Origin of the sequence: Bradyrhizobium sp. CCBAU 11386 (assembly GCF_028128955.1) — a bacterium.
GTDB lineage: Bacteria > Pseudomonadota > Alphaproteobacteria > Rhizobiales > Xanthobacteraceae > Bradyrhizobium.
In genome coordinates this window covers 14,762-31,486 of record NZ_LBKA01000246.1, presented here as the reverse complement: position 1 = coordinate 31,486, position 16,725 = coordinate 14,762, and the positions used below count along the sequence as shown (strand labels likewise).

General features: G+C 65.1%; 14 protein-coding genes. 9 read left to right on the top strand and 5 right to left on the bottom strand.

The genetic code is table 11. The annotated features are described in order from the left end of the window. Positions 1 to 86: 86 nt before the first annotated feature. The 4 genes from XI09_RS29640 to XI09_RS29625 form a co-directional block, all read right to left on the bottom strand. Positions 87 to 2,258 (bottom strand): acetate--CoA ligase family protein, encoded by a 2,172-nt coding sequence (locus XI09_RS29640; RefSeq protein ID WP_271569985.1) that lies wholly within the window; start codon positions 2,256 to 2,258, stop codon positions 87 to 89. 150 nt (positions 2,259 to 2,408) lie between these two features. Next, the gene (locus XI09_RS29635; protein ID WP_271569984.1) at positions 2,409 to 3,161 is read right to left on the bottom strand and encodes a hypothetical protein; all 753 of its coding nucleotides are present in this window, start codon (positions 3,159 to 3,161) and stop codon (positions 2,409 to 2,411) included. A 2-nt stretch (positions 3,162 to 3,163) separates the two neighbouring features. Beyond that, the gene (locus XI09_RS29630) at positions 3,164 to 3,955 is read right to left on the bottom strand and encodes an enoyl-CoA hydratase (protein ID WP_271569983.1); all 792 of its coding nucleotides are present in this window, start codon (positions 3,953 to 3,955) and stop codon (positions 3,164 to 3,166) included. A 136-nt stretch (positions 3,956 to 4,091) separates the two neighbouring features. Next, positions 4,092 to 5,297 carry an ABC transporter substrate-binding protein gene (locus XI09_RS29625; protein ID WP_271569982.1) on the bottom strand — a complete coding sequence of 402 codons (1,206 nt, stop codon included), beginning with the start codon at positions 5,295 to 5,297 and terminating at the stop codon, positions 4,092 to 4,094. A 403-nt stretch (positions 5,298 to 5,700) separates the two neighbouring features. On the opposite strand from XI09_RS29625, the gene XI09_RS29620 reads away from it, so the two are divergent. Together XI09_RS29620 and XI09_RS29615 are read left to right on the top strand one after the other, a co-directional pair. Continuing rightward, positions 5,701 to 6,504, top strand: coding sequence for a thermonuclease family protein (locus XI09_RS29620; RefSeq protein ID WP_271569981.1), 804 nt, complete (start codon positions 5,701 to 5,703; stop codon positions 6,502 to 6,504). A 132-nt stretch (positions 6,505 to 6,636) separates the two neighbouring features. Next, positions 6,637 to 8,028, top strand: coding sequence for a M48 family metalloprotease (locus XI09_RS29615; protein WP_271570085.1), 1,392 nt, complete (start codon positions 6,637 to 6,639; stop codon positions 8,026 to 8,028). Positions 8,029 to 8,262: 234 nt separating this feature from the next. Here XI09_RS29615 and XI09_RS29610 read toward each other — a convergent pair whose 3' ends face one another. Continuing rightward, on the bottom strand, positions 8,263 to 9,591 hold the full coding sequence (locus XI09_RS29610) for an MFS transporter (protein WP_271569980.1): 1,329 nt from the start codon (positions 9,589 to 9,591) through the stop codon (positions 8,263 to 8,265). Positions 9,592 to 9,772: 181 nt separating this feature from the next. Between XI09_RS29610 and cyoA the strand changes: the two genes are divergently transcribed. The 7 genes from cyoA to XI09_RS29575 are packed head-to-tail and all read left to right on the top strand — an operon-like array spanning position 9,773 to position 16,721. After that, entirely contained in the window at positions 9,773 to 10,936 is a 1,164-nt protein-coding gene (gene cyoA, locus XI09_RS29605; protein ID WP_271569979.1) for a ubiquinol oxidase subunit II, read from the top strand. A gap of 11 nt (positions 10,937 to 10,947) precedes the next feature. Beyond that, positions 10,948 to 12,945 (top strand): cytochrome o ubiquinol oxidase subunit I, encoded by a 1,998-nt coding sequence (cyoB, locus tag XI09_RS29600; protein WP_271569978.1) that lies wholly within the window; start codon positions 10,948 to 10,950, stop codon positions 12,943 to 12,945. After that, a complete protein-coding gene (gene cyoC / locus XI09_RS29595; RefSeq protein WP_271569977.1) occupies positions 12,946 to 13,575 on the top strand; it encodes a cytochrome o ubiquinol oxidase subunit III in 630 nt (209 codons plus the stop codon). Further along, positions 13,572 to 13,952: a cytochrome o ubiquinol oxidase subunit IV gene (cyoD, locus tag XI09_RS29590; protein ID WP_271569976.1), complete on the top strand. Its 381-nt coding sequence runs from the start codon at positions 13,572 to 13,574 to the stop codon at positions 13,950 to 13,952. Before cyoC ends, cyoD begins: the two co-directional genes overlap by 4 nt. Before the next feature lie 13 nt (positions 13,953 to 13,965). Beyond that, positions 13,966 to 14,829: an SURF1 family protein gene (locus XI09_RS29585; protein ID WP_271569975.1), complete on the top strand. Its 864-nt coding sequence runs from the start codon at positions 13,966 to 13,968 to the stop codon at positions 14,827 to 14,829. Then, on the top strand, positions 14,801 to 16,198 hold the full coding sequence (locus XI09_RS29580; protein ID WP_271569974.1) for an ATP-binding protein: 1,398 nt from the start codon (positions 14,801 to 14,803) through the stop codon (positions 16,196 to 16,198). The genes XI09_RS29585 and XI09_RS29580 overlap by 29 nt, the downstream gene beginning before the upstream one ends. Further along, on the top strand, positions 16,188 to 16,721 hold the full coding sequence (locus XI09_RS29575) for a response regulator transcription factor (RefSeq protein ID WP_027545216.1): 534 nt from the start codon (positions 16,188 to 16,190) through the stop codon (positions 16,719 to 16,721). Before XI09_RS29580 ends, XI09_RS29575 begins: the two co-directional genes overlap by 11 nt. The last annotated feature ends 4 nt before the right edge of the window (positions 16,722 to 16,725 follow it).

Below are 16,725 nucleotides of genomic sequence, written 5' to 3'. Positions count from 1 at the left end.
CCCGCGAACGCGGGGACCCATAACCACAGGAGGGAGTCGTAGCGCAAGCTGGTAACTCCGAGTCTTCGTCAAACCACACCCTGTGGTTATGGGTCCCGGATCTGCGCTTCGCTTGTCCGGGACGACGGCGGTGGGTGTAGCGGCGACTTCCTTCCCACCACCAGCGCATCCACGATCGTCACGCCCTGTCCCTCGGCGTGCACCAGCACCGGATTGAGCTCGATCTCCGCAATCTGCCTCGCGTGGCGCGCGGCGAGCACGGAGATGTCGGCGATCAATTGCGATAGCGCCGCAACGTCCGCCTTCGCGGCTCCGCGAAAACCGTTCAAGAGTGGCGCCGCCTTCAATCCCGCCAGCATCGCGCTCGCTTCTTCCGCGCCGACCGGCGCCGGGCGATAGGCGACGTCACGAAATAGCTCGGTGGTGATCCCACCGAAACCCACCATCACCATCGGGCCGAAGGTCTCGTCCGTCATCGTTCCCACGATGATCTCGACGCCCCGCTTTGCCATCGGGCCGACCAGCACGCCCTGGATCACGGCCTCCGGCCGGTGCTTGCACGCATTGCCCAGCAGCGCCTCGAACGCCAGAAACACCTCGCCCTTGGTGGCGATGTTGACGCGCACGCCGCCGACCTCGCTCTTGTGCGCGATATCGGGCGACTGGATCTTCATCACCAGCGGGAAGCCGACGCGGGCGACCGCTTCATCGAGCCCGGCCTTGTCCTTCACCAGCACTTCGTCCGGCAACGCGATGCCGGCGGCGCGCAGCAACGCCTTGCTGTCGGCCTCTGACAGAACCGGCGAGGTCAGATGCGCGGAGAGATCGCGTGACGGCGGCCGCGCCTCGTCCGCAGGCTTCGGCAGCTCGAAACGGGCGTAGTCGACGAGCTGCCGCATCGCGACGCCGGCATGAGTCAGGCCCGAGAGCACGACGACGCCGGATTTGGCAAGCTCGCGCCGCGCGAAGTCGGACGGCATTGTGTAGGAATAGAACACCACCGGCTTGTGCTGCGCCGCCAGCACCGGCGTCAGCTCGACCTCGTTGAACGGCTTGCGCACCTCGCTCGACAGCGACAACACGACCAGGATCGCGTCGACCTCGTCGGAGGTCGTGAGCAGATCGACGCTCTTCTGGAGATCGCCCGATGTGACGCCCTGCGCGGTGACGTCGATCGGATTGCGCGCCGTGCCATAGGACGGCATCAGTGTCTTGATGCCTGCCTGGATCCGCTCGGACAATTCCGGCACCTGCAAGCCCCGCAGCGCCACCGCATCCGCGCCCCAGATGCCGGCGCCGCCGGAGACGGTGACGACGGCGACGCGATCGCCCTTCGGCAACGGGTTGCTCGCCAGCACTGCGGCAATCGTCAGCGCTTCGTCGAGATCGTTGGAGACGATGAAGCCGTATTTCGCGAACACCGCATCATAGGCTGTCGACCAGCCGGCCATGCTCGCGGTATGCGAGGCCGCGGCACGCTGACCTGCGCCGGAGCGGCCGACTTTCGTCACGATGACGGGCTTCTTCATCTTAGCCGCCCGCCGCGCCGCCGCGAGAAACTTGTCGACGTCGCGGATGCCTTCGATGAACAGCAGGATCACGTTGGTCGCGGCGTCCTGCACCAGGTAGTCGAGGAACTCGCCGGCGCCGAGATCGGATTCGTTGCCGGCGCTGACGACGTAGCTCACGGCGACACCGAGCGCCCGGGCGCGGTGATAATAGGCAAAACCGATGCCGCCGCTCTGCGCGACGATGCCGATCCGTCGCTTCGTGGCGACGAGCGGCACGACACCCGGCTTGACGTCCACGACCGGACTGAACGTCGCCGCCACGCGCTGCACCTGGCTGAAGAAGCCCTCGGCATTCGGGCCTGAGATCCGCATGCCGGTGCGCTTGGCAAGTGCCGCGATCGCATCCTGCATCGCCGCACTGTCGCCGCCCTCCTCCGCGAACCCGGAAGAGATGATGACCGCGTTCTTGACGCCGGCGCCTGCGCATTGCTCGAGCGCGGGCAGCACGGCGCGGGCTGGAATGATGATGACGGCGAGATCGACGGCTGCGCCGATCTCCGCGATCGATTTGTAGCAGGCGAGCCCGTCGATCTCCGCGTAGTTCGGATTCACCGGATAGATCTTTCCGGGATACTCGTTCTTGCGCAGCATCGACAAGAGCCGCCCCGGGATCTTCTCGTGATCGCGGGAGGCGCCGATCAGCGCGATGCTGGCGGGCGAAAAGAAGCTATCGAGCGGATGCGGCATCGGGGGGCGAGTCCTTTTTCTTATTCTAGCTTATTCTCTCCGTCATGGCCGGGCTTGTCCCGGCCATCCACGCCTCGCCTCAGGCACCGACGATCAAGAACGTGGATGCCCGGGACAAGCCCGGGCATGACGACTGAACAAGCTGCTCGCTCAGGCATTGACCCGGAACGTGACCCCGCCCAGCAGGAACTCGTTGCCAGCCACCGCATGGCCCTTCGCCCTCGCCACATGCAGCACCTGCGCGACATCGGCGACCCGAAACTCCAGCGCGCTCATGATCTCGCTGGCGCCCTTCACAAAGCGGAAACTGGCATTAGGCAGCTTCAATTCGGCGTCACCGCTCGGCGCGACCCCGATGATCCTGCCCCAGTGCTCCGCCAGCCCCGCTGGCTCCGGGCTCTGCATCTCGACGCCGGTCAGCGCCTGCGTCACATCCTTGCGGATGAATTTTTGCCAGTCCGGTCCCGCCGGCGGATAAGGGCCCAGAATGTCGTCGCTGCCTTCGGTGTGGTTGAACTCGATGAAGACTGCGCGGCAGTCGCGCGGATGGAGTTGCACGCCGTGATAAGGCGCGTGGTCGATCACGTTCGCCGTGCGCACGCCAAGCGCGTTGGCGTTGCGACCGCGCTCGTCCGGATCGTCGCAGCAGAAGATCGCCATATAGCCGCCGCGGCCGCCGGTCTTCTCGATGAAGCGGCCGGCGGTGGTGCCGCCCTTGAACGGTGCCACCACTTCCAGCAGGATCGTATCGACCGGGAGCAGCGCATTCTCCAGGCCGTATTTCGCGACATTGCCGTCACGATAGCAGACGGCGAGGCCCATGATCTCCGCGATGTCGGAGATGACAGGCGCGAGCTGCGGCGCGACCAGGCAGATCTGCCGCAAGCGCATATACGAAGACATCGTCATTCGCCTCTGAAGGCGGGCTTGCGCTTCTCGACGAAGGCCTTTGCGGCCTCCTTGTGATCGGCGGTGTCGCCGCAGCGGGTGTGATGGATCGCCTCGCCGTCGAAGCAATCCTCCAGCGCCAGGTGCTCGGCATTGTTGATGTTGCGCTTGATGAAGCCGAGTGCGATCGAGGGGCCCTGCGCCAGCGACAGCGCGAGCTCGTGGGCAGCAGTGTCGATCTCGGCGTCGGGCACGACCTTGGTCACCATGCCGATCGCATGCGCCTCCTTTGCCGTCAGCACCGGGGACATCAGATAGAGCTCGCGCGCCCGCGCGCTGCCGAGTACCTGGGTCAGGAAATAGGTGCCGCCGTAATCGCCGGAGAAGCCGACCTTGGCGAAGGCGGTCGTGATCTTGCAGGATTCGCTAGCGATACGCAGATCGCAGGACAGCGCCATCGAGAGGCCGGCACCGGCCGCGGCGCCGTCGAGCTGCGCCACCACGGGTTTCGGCATCTGGTGCAGGATGCGCGAGACCTCCATGCCGCGGCGCAAATTCGCAAGCTTCTGCTCGAACGGCAGCGGCGCGCGGCCCTCCGCCATCGATTTGACGTCGCCGCCGACGCAGAACGATCCACCGGCGCCCTTGAACAGCACCGCGCGCACCTCCGGATCGTCAGCCGCGCGCCGCGCCGCCTCGACCAGCCCGCGTACCATGTCCGGGTTGAGCGCGTTCTTCCGTTCGGGGCGATTCATCGTGATGGTGAGCAGCCCGCCTTCGAGCTTTTGCAGGACCATGTCGTTGCTCATGGGACGTCTCCCTCTTGTTGTTTTGGTCGTCGTTCCGGGGCGATGCAAAGCATCGAACTATGGTGCGCAATTGCGCACCTGGGAACCTCGAGATCCCGGGTTCACGCTTACGCGCGCCCCGGGATGACGCTTTGCGTCACTTCTTCACCAGCGGGCAGCGCGACTGCTCCAGCGACTGGAACGCTTCGCTGCCGGGCACGGTGGCGAGCAGCTTGTAGTCGTCCCAGCGGCCCTTGGACTCCGACGGCTTCTTCACCTCGAACAGGTACATATCGTGGATCATGCGGCCGTCCTCGCGGATCTTGCCGCCCTTGGCGAAGAAATCGTTGATCGGCGTCTCCTTCATCACCTTGATGACCGCAGCCGCATCCGTCGTGCCCGCCGCCTTCACGGCTTTCAGGTAATGCGTCACGGACGAATAGACGCCGGCCTGCGCCGAGGTCGGCGGCCGCTTCATGCGCTCGGTGAAGCGCTTCGAGAATGCGCGCGTGTCATCGTTGAGGTCCCAGTAGAAGGCTTCCGCCAGCAGCAGGCCCTGTGCCGTCTCCAGTCCGATCGAATCGATATCGGTCACGAAGGCGAGCAGCGGCGAGACCTTCTGGCCGCCCTTGGTGATGCCGAACTCGGCCGCCTGCTTGATGGCATTGACGGTGTCGCCGCCGGCGTTGGCAAGGCCAATCACCTTGGCCTTGGAGGCCTGGGCCTGAAGCAGGAAGGACGAGAAATCCGACGTGTTGAGCGGATGCCGCACGCCGCCGAGCACCTTGCCGCCGGTCTTGGTGACGACGGCGCTGGTGTCCTTCTCCAGATCCTGGCCGAAGGCATAGTCGGCGGTGAGGAAGAACCAGGTATCGAGGCCCGACTTCACCGCCGCAAGGCCGGTCACGTTGGCCTGGCCGTAGGTGTCGAACACGTAGTGCACGGTGTAGGGACCGCAGGCCTCGTTGGTGAGACGGATCGATCCCGGGCCGTTGAACATGATGATCTTGTTGCGCGCCTTCGCGATCTCGCCCGCCGCAAGCGCGGTCGCGGAGGCCGCGACGTCGTAGATCATCTCGACGCCCTGATTGTCGAGCATGTCGCGGGCGATGTTGGCGGAGAGATCCGCCTTGTTGAGATGGTCGGCCGCCAGCACCTGGATCTTGCGTCCCAGCACCTCGCCGCCGAAGTCCTCGACGGCCATCTTGGCTGCAGTCTCGCTGCCGGGACCGGTGATGTCGGCATAGAGGCTCGACATGTCGAGAATGCCGCCGATCTTCAGTGGCGACTTGTCCTCGGCCTGCACGGCGCTCGCACTCAGGGCCAACGCAGCGGCAAAAATGCCCGGCAAAATTCGCTTCATCGAAAAAGACCTCCCTTATCGCGCCGTGCTCTGATGGCGGCTTGGTTATTGCTCTTGGCTATCGCTCTTGGCTATCGCTCTTGGCTATCGCTATTGCCGATCGCTATTGCCGCAATCATGCCGCATGCGCGAGAGGGCAGCAAGCGTGAGGGCAGTGCAGGTCGCGCGATCGTCACGCGTTTTCCGCAAAGCGGAATGGTGGGATGACGCAAGATGTTTCCACGTCGTTATTGCGAGCGCAGCGAAGCAATCCGGAAATCTTTCCGCGGAGGGACTCTGGATTGCTTCGCGGAGCCTGTCATCGGGCCGCGCTTTGCGCGGACCCGTTGGCTCGCAATGACGGAGTGTGGAGTAATAGCGGAGCATTAAACCCCCTTCGTCGTTCGCCGCGTTTGAGTTAAGAATGGCGCGTAACGCAACCTCTCCGGGCAACGTGACGCGACCACTCATCCGCATCGCCGCAGCGATCCTCCTCGCCTCGCACGTCACCGCACGCGCAGCGCCGTGCCAATTCGAGTCCCAGGGCGAAGGCCGCGTCGCCGCGATCGTCGATGCCCGCAGCGTGCGTCTCGATGACGGCCGCGAGATCCGCCTCTCCGGAATCGAACCGACCGCGACGACGAAGCAGGCGCTGGCCTCGCTGCTCGTCGGCCGCGACGTGACGCTGCGGAGCGCTGACGACACGCCAGACCGCTATGGGCGCCAGGGCGGGCTGGTCTTCATCGGCGAAAGCGACACCCCGGTGCAGGCGATGCTGCTGGCCCAGGGCGAGGCCATCGTCTCCGCCGAGATCGCCGACAAGGACTGTGCGGCCGCCCTGATGTCGTCGGAGGCCGAGGCGCGGCGCCAAAAAAAGGGCAACTGGGCTGACCTGTCGGCCATAAAAAACGCGGAAAGTCCGGACGATATTTTGGCCGGGATCGGGCGATTTATGGTGGTCGAGGGCAAAGTCCTGTCGGTCCGGCAAGCTGGGGCAATGACCTACCTCAACTTCGGACGGAACTGGACACGCGGCTTTGCCGTGACTATTTCAAGGCGTGCGTTACCGGCGTTCGAAAACGCCGGGGTTACCCTTAAGTCCTTGGAAAGTAGACGTATTCGAGTCCGGGGCTGGGTTGAGGGGAATACGGGGCCGCGTATCGATGTGCTCCGGGTGGGACAGGTCGAGTTGCTGAGTGCAAACGAGCCGACAGGGGTAAGGCCTTAAACGGGCCGGGCACGGGTTAGCGACGTGAATGGGGTGCTAGAACAGCACAAAACGGGTGAAGGCCGCCGCCTTCGGGCTGCGCCGGCTGTGCTATGCCTCGTGCTGGGCACGGCGCTCGCCGGCTGCGGCGATATGGGCCGGTTCCAGACCGCGGCTGCCCCGCCGGCGGTCGCGATGCCCAAGCCGAAGCCCGCGGTCGCGCAGACCCCCGCCACCGAAAAGGAGCACGAGCGCATCCTGGCGAGCTATGGCGGCACCTATGACGACCCCAGGCTCGAATCGCTCGTCACCAAGACCGTCGACCGGCTCGTCGCCGCCTCCGACCGCCCCGACCAGGGCTACCGGGTCACCATTCTCAATTCCGGCGCGGTGAACGCCTTCGCGCTGCCGAACGGCCAGCTCTACGTCACGCGCGGCCTTCTTGCGCTTGCGAGCGATACGTCGGAATTGTCCTCCGTGCTCAGCCACGAGATGGCGCATGTGCTGTCCAAGCACGCCGCGATGCGCGAGGACCAGGCGCGCCAGGCCGCGATCGTCACCCGTGTCGTCACCGACATGAGCAACGATCCCGATCTCACCGCGCTTGCGCTGGCCAAGACCAAGCTCACCATGGCGAGCTTTTCGCGCAACCAGGAGTTCGAGGCGGACGGCATCGGCGTCGGCATCTCCGCCAAGGCCCATTTCGACCCTTATGGCGCGGCCCGCTTCCTCTCGGCGATGGAGCGCAATGCCGAGCTCAAGGCCGGCAAGACCTCGCTCGATCCGCGCGCGCAGGACTTCACCTCGTCGCATCCGGCAACCCCGGAGCGTGTGCAGAACGCGCAAACCATCGCGCGGCAGTACGTCGCCCCGGAAGGCGGCGAGCGCGACCGCGAGAGCTATCTCGCCGCGATCGACAACCTCGTCTATGGCGAAGACCCGAGCGAAGGTTTTGTCCGCGGCCGCCGCTTCCTGCATCCGAAGCTCGGCTTCACCTTCCAGGCGCCGGACAATTTCACGCTCGACAACACCGCGCAGGCGGTGATCGGCGTGCGTGACGGCGGCTCGCAGGCGATGCGCTTCGACGTGGTGAGGGTGCCGGCCGAGCAGTCGCTCGGCGATTACCTCAATTCAGGCTGGATGGAAGGCGTCGAGAAGGCGTCCACGGAAGACATCACCATCAACGGCTTCCCGGCCGCGTCCGTCACCGCCAAGGGAGACCAGTGGCAGTTCAAGGTCTATGCGCTGCGCTTCGGCAGCGACGTCTATCGCTTCATCTTCGCCGCGCGGCAGAAGTCGACCGAGAGCGAGCGCAACGCGCGCGAGACCGTCAACTCGTTCCGCCGCCTGACCCTCGACGAGATCCAGGCCGCGCGCCCGCTGCGCATCAAGGTCATCACCGTGCAGCCCGGCGACACCGTGGAATCGCTCTCCCACCGCATGGCCGGCGTCGATCACCCCGCCGAGCGCTTCCGCGTGCTCAACGGCCTCGATCGCACCGCGCAGGTGAAGGTGAGGGATCGCGTGAAGATCGTCGCGGATTGAGGCTGCGCTGAGCGGGATGCGCTTAGCGCGAACCCGGGATATCGCTCCGCAAATTCCGCTGTCGTCCCGGCCCCCCGTGCGCAATTGCGCACTCGGCCGGGACGACATCTCGTTTGTGGCTGCAGCCAGTAGGGTGGGCAAAGCGTAGCGTGCCCACCGCTCCCTATCCAACTGTTCAAAGACGGTGGGCACTGCGCTATGCGCCTTTGCCCACCCTACAAATTCCGCGCTTGACTAGCCCCCCGCGTCCATATCGCCCGCCTCGCGCTGGCCGCTAAGCCAGAGCGCGAGCAGTGTCCAGAACGCGCCCGAGAGCAGATACGCACCCGAGGCGATGACGCCGAGATTGGTCGCAAGCAACAGAGCGACGAGCGGGGCGAAGCCGGCGCCGAACAGCCAGGCCATGTCAGAGGTCAGCGCCGAGGCCGTGTAGCGATACGCCTGCTTGAAGTTCGAGGCGATCGCGCCCGAGGACTGACCGAAGGACAGGCCGAGCAGGATGAAGCCGATCACCATGTAGATGGTCTCGCCGAACGCGCCGGCGTCGAGCAGCTGCGGGGCGAAGCCGCTGTAGATCGCGATCGCGATCGCCGATCCCATCAAGAGCGACTTGCGGCCGACACGGTCGGCGATGATGCCGGAGGCCACGATCGCGGCAACGCCGAACACGGCGGCGACGATCTCGATGATCAAGAAGCGCACCGGGCTTTCGCGGGTGAACAGGAACACCCAGGACAGCGGAAACACGGTGACCATGTGGAACAGCGCGAAGCTTGCGAGCGGTGCGAACGCGCCGAGCATGATGTTCTGGCCTTCGCGCGCGACCGTTTCGGAAATGCGCGCGGGCTGCAATTCCCGGGTCTCGAACAGCGAGGCATATTCCTCGGTCGTCACCATGCGCAGGCGGGCGAACAGCGCCACGACGTTGATGGCGAAGGCGACGAAGAACGGGTAGCGCCAGCCCCAGTCGAAGAAATCGTCGGCCGAGAGGTTGCCGGCGAAATAGGCGAACAGCGCGCTCGCCACGATCAGCCCCAGCGGAGCCCCGAGCTGCGGCACCATCGCGTACCAGCCGCGCTTGGAGGGCGGCGCGTTCAGCGCCAGCAGCGAAGCCATGCCGTCCCAGGCGCCGCCCCAGGCCAGACCCTGCGCGATACGCGCCAGCGCCAGCAGCCAGATCGCCGCAACGCCGATGTCGTGATAGCCGGGCAGGAACGCGAGCGCCACGGTGGCGGTGCCGAGCAGGAACAGCGCCGAGACCAGCTTGGCCGTCTTGCCGTACTCCCGGTCGACCGTCATGAAAATGACGGTGCCGATCGGCCGGGCCATGAAGGCCAGCGCGAAGATCATGAAGGAATAAAGGGTGCCGGTGAGCTCGCTCGCGAACGGGAACACCAGGCGCGGGAACACGATCACCGAGGCGATCGCGAAGACGAAGAAGTCGAAGAATTCCGAGGTGCGGCCGATGATGACGCCGATGGCGATCTCGCCGGGACTGGCCTGGTCGTGGCCGTGCTCGCCCGAGTGGAAGTCTGCCATTGCGGGGGTCTGTGCCGTCGCCATGCGTGCGCCCTTAACGTCCTGAAAACCAAAGCCGACCGCCCGGCGGGGCGCCAGGCAATCCGGGCCTGTCTGACCCAACATTCCGCACTGCAACATTGGACAAATTGTCCAATGTCCGGATTGCTGCGCCGCAGCTACCCGTTGGCCCCGCAAAGGAAACTCATTCTCAAAGGCTCGGCCCGTGTCCCGTCTCAAGATCCTGGCGCTGCTACCCCTGGCAGTTGCGCTCAGTGGCTGCAACTACGTCGTGCTGGCGCCAGCCGGCGACATCGCTGCCCAGCAGCGCGACCTCGTCATCATCTCCACCGTCCTGATGCTCCTGATCGTCGTCCCCGTGATGGCGCTGACGGTGCTGTTCGCCTGGCGCTACCGCCAGTCCAACACCTCCGCCCGCTACGAGCCGGATTGGGACCACTCGACCAAGCTCGAGCTGGTGATCTGGTCGGCGCCGCTGCTGATCATCATTTGCCTGGGCGCGCTGACCTGGATGGGCACGCATCTGCTCGACCCCTATCGCACGCTCGGCCGCATCCACGCCGACCGCGCCGTGGACCAGTCCAAGGCCCCGCTCGAGGTCGACGTCGTCGCGCTCGACTGGAAGTGGCTCTTCATCTATCCGGACTACGGCATCGCCACCGTCAACGACCTGGCAGCGCCCGTCGATCGTCCGATCAACTTCCGCATCACCGCCTCCTCGGTGATGAACTCGTTCTACATCCCCGCGCTCGCCGGCCAGATCTACGCGATGCCGGGCATGGAGACCAAGCTCCACGCCGTCGTGAACCACACCGGCACCTACAAGGGCTTCTCGGCGAACTACAGCGGCGCCGGCTTCTCCGGCATGCACTTCGACTTCCAGGGCCTCGACGACAAGGGCTTTGACGCCTGGATCGCCAGCGCCAAGTCCGCCGGCGGCCCGCTCGGCCGCGCCGAATATCTCCAGCTCGAAAAGCCGAGCCAGAACGAGCCGGTGCGCCGCTACGGCACCATCGATTCCGATCTCTACCGCCTGATCCTCAACATGTGCGTCGAGACCGGCAAGATGTGCCAGAGCGAGATGATGGCGATCGACGCCAAGGGCGGCCGCGGCCATGAGGGCCTGAACAACACCCTGCCGCTCGCCTACGACAAGTACGCCCGCCGCGGCACCGCGCTCGGGCCCGAGCCGACCTTCGTCGCCGGCACCTGTACGCCGGATGCGCCGCAAGGCGCCGCGACCACCGCGTCGATCAAGGCGCCGGTCGACACCGCGCCGCTGCTCGGCGCCGGCCTGAGGCGGCCGACCTTCACGCCGCTCAAGTCCTCGTCCTTCTTCCTCGGACAGCGTCCGAAGTCAGACTCCTAAAGAGAGCTCGCATGTCTCCTGATCTTCTCAAGCTCATCTTCGGCCGGCTCGGCCTCGAGTCGTTGCCACTGCACGAGCCGATCGTCGTCGGCACCTTCGTGGTGGTCGCGCTCGGCGGCGCCACGCTGCTCGGCGGCCTCACCTATTTCCGGCTCTGGGGTTACCTCTGGCGCGAATGGTTCACCACGGTGGACCACAAGCGCATCGGCATCATGTACATGATCCTCGGCATCGTGATGCTGCTGCGCGGCTTTGCCGACGCGCTGATGATGCGCGGCCAGCAGATGCTCGCGTTTGGCGGCTCCGATGGCTATCTCAACGCCCATCACTACGACCAGGTCTTCACCGCCCACGGCGTGATCATGATCTTCTTCGTGGCGATGCCGCTGGTCACCGGCCTGATGAACTATGTCGTGCCGCTCCAGATCGGCGCGCGCGACGTGTCGTTCCCGTTCCTGAATAATTTCAGCTTCTGGATGACGGTCGGCGGCGCGGTGCTGGTGATGGCCTCGCTGTTCATCGGCGAATTCGCCCGCACCGGCTGGCTCGCCTATCCGCCGCTGTCGAACATCGGCTACAGCCCTGATGTCGGCGTCGACTATTACATCTGGGCGCTACAGGTCGCCGGCGTCGGCACGACCTTATCCGGCATCAACCTGATCTGTACCATCGTCAAGCTGCGCTGCCCCGGCATGACCATGATGAAGATGCCGGTGTTCACCTGGACCTCGCTCTGCACCAACATCCTGATCGTCGCCTCCTTCCCCGTCCTGACCGTGGTGCTCGCCCTGCTCTCGCTCGATCGCTACGTCGGCACCAACTTCTTCACGAACGATTTCGGCGGCAGTCCGATGATGTACGTGAACCTGATCTGGATCTGGGGCCATCCCGAGGTCTACATCCTGGTTCTCCCCGCCTTCGGCATCTTCTCGGAAGTCACCTCGACCTTCTCCGGCAAGCGGCTGTTCGGCTACACCTCGATGGTCTACGCCACGGTGGTCATCACCATCCTGTCGTACCTGGTCTGGCTGCACCACTTCTTCACGATGGGCTCGGGCGCCAGCGTCAACTCGTTCTTCGGCATCACCACGATGATCATCTCGATCCCGACGGGCGCGAAGATGTTCAACTGGCTGTTCACGATGTATCGCGGCCGCATCCGCTACGAGCTGCCGATGATGTGGACGATCGCCTTCATGCTGACCTTCGTGCTCGGCGGCATGACCGGCGTTCTGCTCGCAGTTCCGCCGGCCGACTTCGTCCTGCACAACAGCCTGTTCCTGATCGCGCACTTCCACAACGTGATCATCGGCGGCGTGGTGTTCGGCGCCTTTGCCGGCATCAACTACTGGTTCCCGAAGGCATTCGGCTTCAAGCTCGATGTCTTCTGGGGCAAGCTGTCGTTCTGGTTCTGGGTCGTCGGCTTCTACCTCGCCTTCATGCCGCTCTATGTGCTCGGCCTGATGGGCGTGACCCGCCGTCTGCGCGTGTTCGACGATCCCAGCCTCCAGATCTGGTTCGTCATCGCCGCAATCGGCGCCGGCCTCGTCTTCCTCGGCATTCTCAGCATGCTGATGCAGTTCGCGGTCAGCTTCCTGAAGCGCGAGCAGCTCAAGGACGTCACCGGCGATCCCTGGGATGCGCGCACGCTGGAATGGGCCACTTCCTCGCCGCCGCCGGACTACAACTTCGCCTTCACCCCCGTCGTTCACGACAATGACGCGTGGTGGGACATGAAGAAGCGCGGCTACCAGCGTCCGCTCACCGGGTTCAGGCCGATCCACATGCCGAGCAGCACCGGCACCGGCGTCATCCTCGCCGGCCTCGCCACCGCGATGGGATTCGGCCTGATCTGGTACATCTGGTGGCTGGCGGCTGCGAGCTTCATCGCGATGCTCGTCGTCGGGATCGGTCACACCTTCAACTATCACCGCGACTTCGACATTCCGGCTGAAGACGTCATCCGGGCCGAGGACGCGCGCACCAAACTGCTCGCCGGAGCCAAGTAAATGACTGTTGCTGTCAATCCCACGCAAACCGGCGAACCGGTCTTCTATCTCGCCGACGAACATCCGCATCCTGAAGGCTACAGCACCTCGCTGGGCTTCTGGATCTACCTGATGAGCGACTGCCTCATCTTCGCGATGCTGTTCGCCGCCTTCGGCGTGCTCGGCGCCAACTACGCCGCCGGGCCCGCGCCGAAGGACCTGTTCGACCTGGACCTGGTCGCGGTGAACACCTCGATGCTGCTGCTGTCGTCGATCACCTACGGCTTCGCGATGCTGACGATGCAGCAGAACAAGATCGCGCAGACCCAGATGTGGCTGGCGATCACCGGCCTGTTCGGCGCCGCCTTCATCGGCATCGAGCTCACCGAGTTCGCCCACATGATCCATGAAGGCGCAACGCCCCAGCGCAGCGCCTTCCTGTCCGCCTTCTTCACCCTGGTCGGCACCCACGGCCTGCACGTCAGCTGCGGCCTGATCTGGCTGGTGACCCTGATGGTGCAGGTCTGGAAGTTCGGCCTGATCGAGGCCAACCGCCGCCGCCTGATGTGCCTGTCGATGTTCTGGCACTTCCTCGACGTGGTCTGGATCGGCGTCTTCACCTTCGTCTATCTCCTGGGAGTTCTGCGATGAACACCGATACTCACGCCGCCCACGCGGACGATCATCACCACGGCGATGGTCACGCCCACGGCACGTTCTCGACCTATCTCCTCGGCTTCGTGCTCTCGGTCGTGCTCACCGCGATCCCGTTCTGGCTGGTGATGAGCGGGGCTCTGCCGAGCAAGCAGATCACCGCACTGGTCATCATGGCCTTCGCGGTCGTGCAGATCGTCGTGCACATGATCTACTTCCTGCACATGAATACGAAATCCGAGAACGGCTGGAGCATGATGGCGCTGATCTTTACCATCGTCATGGTGGTGATCGCGTTGTCCGGTTCGCTGTGGGTGATGAACCACCTCAACAGCAACATGATGCCGATCCACCAGATGAGCGGAATGAAGTGAACGAGGCTCTGACGTGAGCAAGACCGGGACCGTGACAGGCAAGGCAGACGGGGCGCGCGGCAAGGTTGCGCGGTCCCCGTCCCTGTGGCTCACGGTCCTCTCGCTCACGGCCTTTGCAGTTCTGATCGCGCTCGGCGTCTGGCAGATCGAACGCCGCGCCTGGAAGCTGGCGTTGATCGACCGCGTCGAGCAGCGCGTCCATGCCCCGGCCCAGCCGATCCCCTCGCCCGCGGCGTGGCCTGCGGTCTCCACCGCACGCGACGAATACAGGCACGTCACCGTCAGCGGCCGCTTCCTGCATGACCGCGAGACGCTGGTTCAGGCCGTCACCGAGGAAGGCCCCGGCTATTGGGTGCTGACGCCGCTCAAACGCGATGACGGCACGCTGGTCCTGATCAACCGCGGCTTCGTGCCGTCCGAGCGGCGCGACGCATCAACACGCCGGGATGGCAATCCGGACGGCGAGGTCGTGATCACCGGCCTGCTGCGCATGACGGAGCCGAAAGGCGGCTTCCTCCGGAACAACGTTCCCCAGCACAACCGCTGGTACTCGCGGGATGTCGCCGCGATCGCGACGGCACGCGGGCTCCATGATGTCGCACCCTTTTTCGTCGATGCCGATGCCGGATCACAAACCGCCCAAGGCCCCATCGAAGGCCCCATCGGCGGATTGACCGTGATCCGCTTTCCCAATAACCACCTGATCTACGCGCTGACGTGGTTTGCCCTGGCGTTCATGCTGGCCGGTAAACTTTTCGTCACATTCGGCGGCGGGCTGTTCCGCCGCGGGCGCTTCGTCCACGAACCGGCCGGCGGCTCCGATGCTGCCGCCCGCAGGACGGGATCAGATGTTGGAACGATCGTCGAACAGGCCTGACGACGGAAGAACGCCTCCCCGGGCGTTTGGCGAGCTCGCCGTCACGCTGCAATCGCAGGCGGACGCGCGCAGCGAGCTGGTCGGCGCTGCGCCGACCGACGACGAGACCAACCGCAAGAACATGGCGCTGCTGATCCAGCTGCGCTGGACCGCTGTGGTCGGCCAGATCGTGACCATCGGCGGCGTGCATTTCTGGCTCGGCATCCCCCTGCCGCTGGAACGGATGGGCGCGGTGATCGGCGCGCTGGTGCTGCTCAACGTCTCGAGCCTGGTCTGGGTGCGCCATCGCGCCGCGATCTCCAACAACGAGCTGCTGGTCGCCTTGATGCTCGACGTCGCGGCACTGACCGCGCAGCTCTATCTCAGCGGCGGCGCCACCAATCCGTTCACCTCGCTATTCCTGCTCCAGGTGACGCTGGGCGCCGTGCTGCTCGATGCGCGCTCGACCTGGTCGCTGGTGGCGCTGACCTGCGCCAGCTTCGTCTGGCTGACATTGGCGTACCGGCCGCTCGACCTGCCGCCGAATCCGATCAGCGAGACCTACAGCCTTACCGTGGCCGGCATGCTCCTGGGCTTTGTGCTCAATGCCGTGCTGCTGGTCGTGTTCGTCACCCGCATCAACAGGAACCTGCGCGAGCGCGACGCGCATCTGGCGGCGCTGCGCCAGCATGCGGCCGAGCAGGACCACATCGTCCGCATGGGCCTCCTGGCATCGGGTGCGGCGCACGAGCTCGGCACCCCGCTGGCCTCGCTCTCGGTCATCCTCAGCGACTGGCGCCGCATGCCGGATCTCGCCGCCGATCAGGAGCTCGCCGAGGATCTCGCGGAGATGGAGACCTCGCTGCAACGCTGCAAGTCGATCGTGACGGGCATCCTGGTGTCGGCGGGCGAAGCGCGCGGCGAAGGTTCCTCGCCGACGACGGTGACGGCCTTTGTCACCGCGCTGGTCGATGAGTGGCGCGACGCCCGTTCGGCCCGCACGCTCTATTTCGTCAACACGTTCGGCGAGGACGTCGCCATCGCGTCTGACGTGGCGCTGAAGCAGGTGATCTTCAACGTGCTCGACAACGCCTATGAGGTCTCGCGCGACTGGGTCGAGCTTCTGGCCGAGCGCGAGGGCGACAATCTCGTGCTGTCGATCTCTGACCGCGGTCCCGGCTTTGCGCCGGAGATGCTGGCGCAGCTCGGAAAGCCCTATCACTCCAGCAAGGGCCGCGCCGGCGGCGGGCTCGGCCTGTTCCTGGTAGTCAACGTGGTGCGCAAGTTAGGGGGCAGCGTGACCGCCGAGAACCACAGGAAGCGCGGCGCCACCGTCCGCCTCACGCTGCCGCTCGCAACGCTCGCGATCGGAGGCAGCTTTGACGCCTGACCGTTCGCTCATCGTCGTCGAGGACGACGAAGGCTTTGCGCGCACGCTGAAACGCTCGTTCGAGCGCCGCGGCTACGAGGTCGTGCTGGCCGGCTCGATCGAGGAGGTGAGGAAAGTGCTGGAGGAGCGATCCTTCGGCCACGCCGTCGTCGACCTCAAGCTCGGCGGCGCCTCGGGGCTAGCCTGCGTCGAGCTGCTGCACACCCACGACGAGGAGATGCTGATCGTGGTGCTGACCGGCTTTGCCAGCATCTCGACCGCCGTCGAGGCGATCAAGCTGGGCGCCTGCCACTATCTGGCCAAGCCGTCGAACACCGACGACATCGAGGCCGCGTTCAACAAGGCCGAAGGCAATGCCGAAGTCGCGCTCGATGCGCGGCCGACCTCGATCAAGACGCTGGAATGGGAACGCATCCACCAGACCCTGATCGAGACGGATTTCAACATCTCGGAAGCCGCAAGGCGGCTCGGGATGCACCGGCGCACGCTGGCAAGGAAGCTCGAGAAGCGGCCGGTGAAGTGAGCAG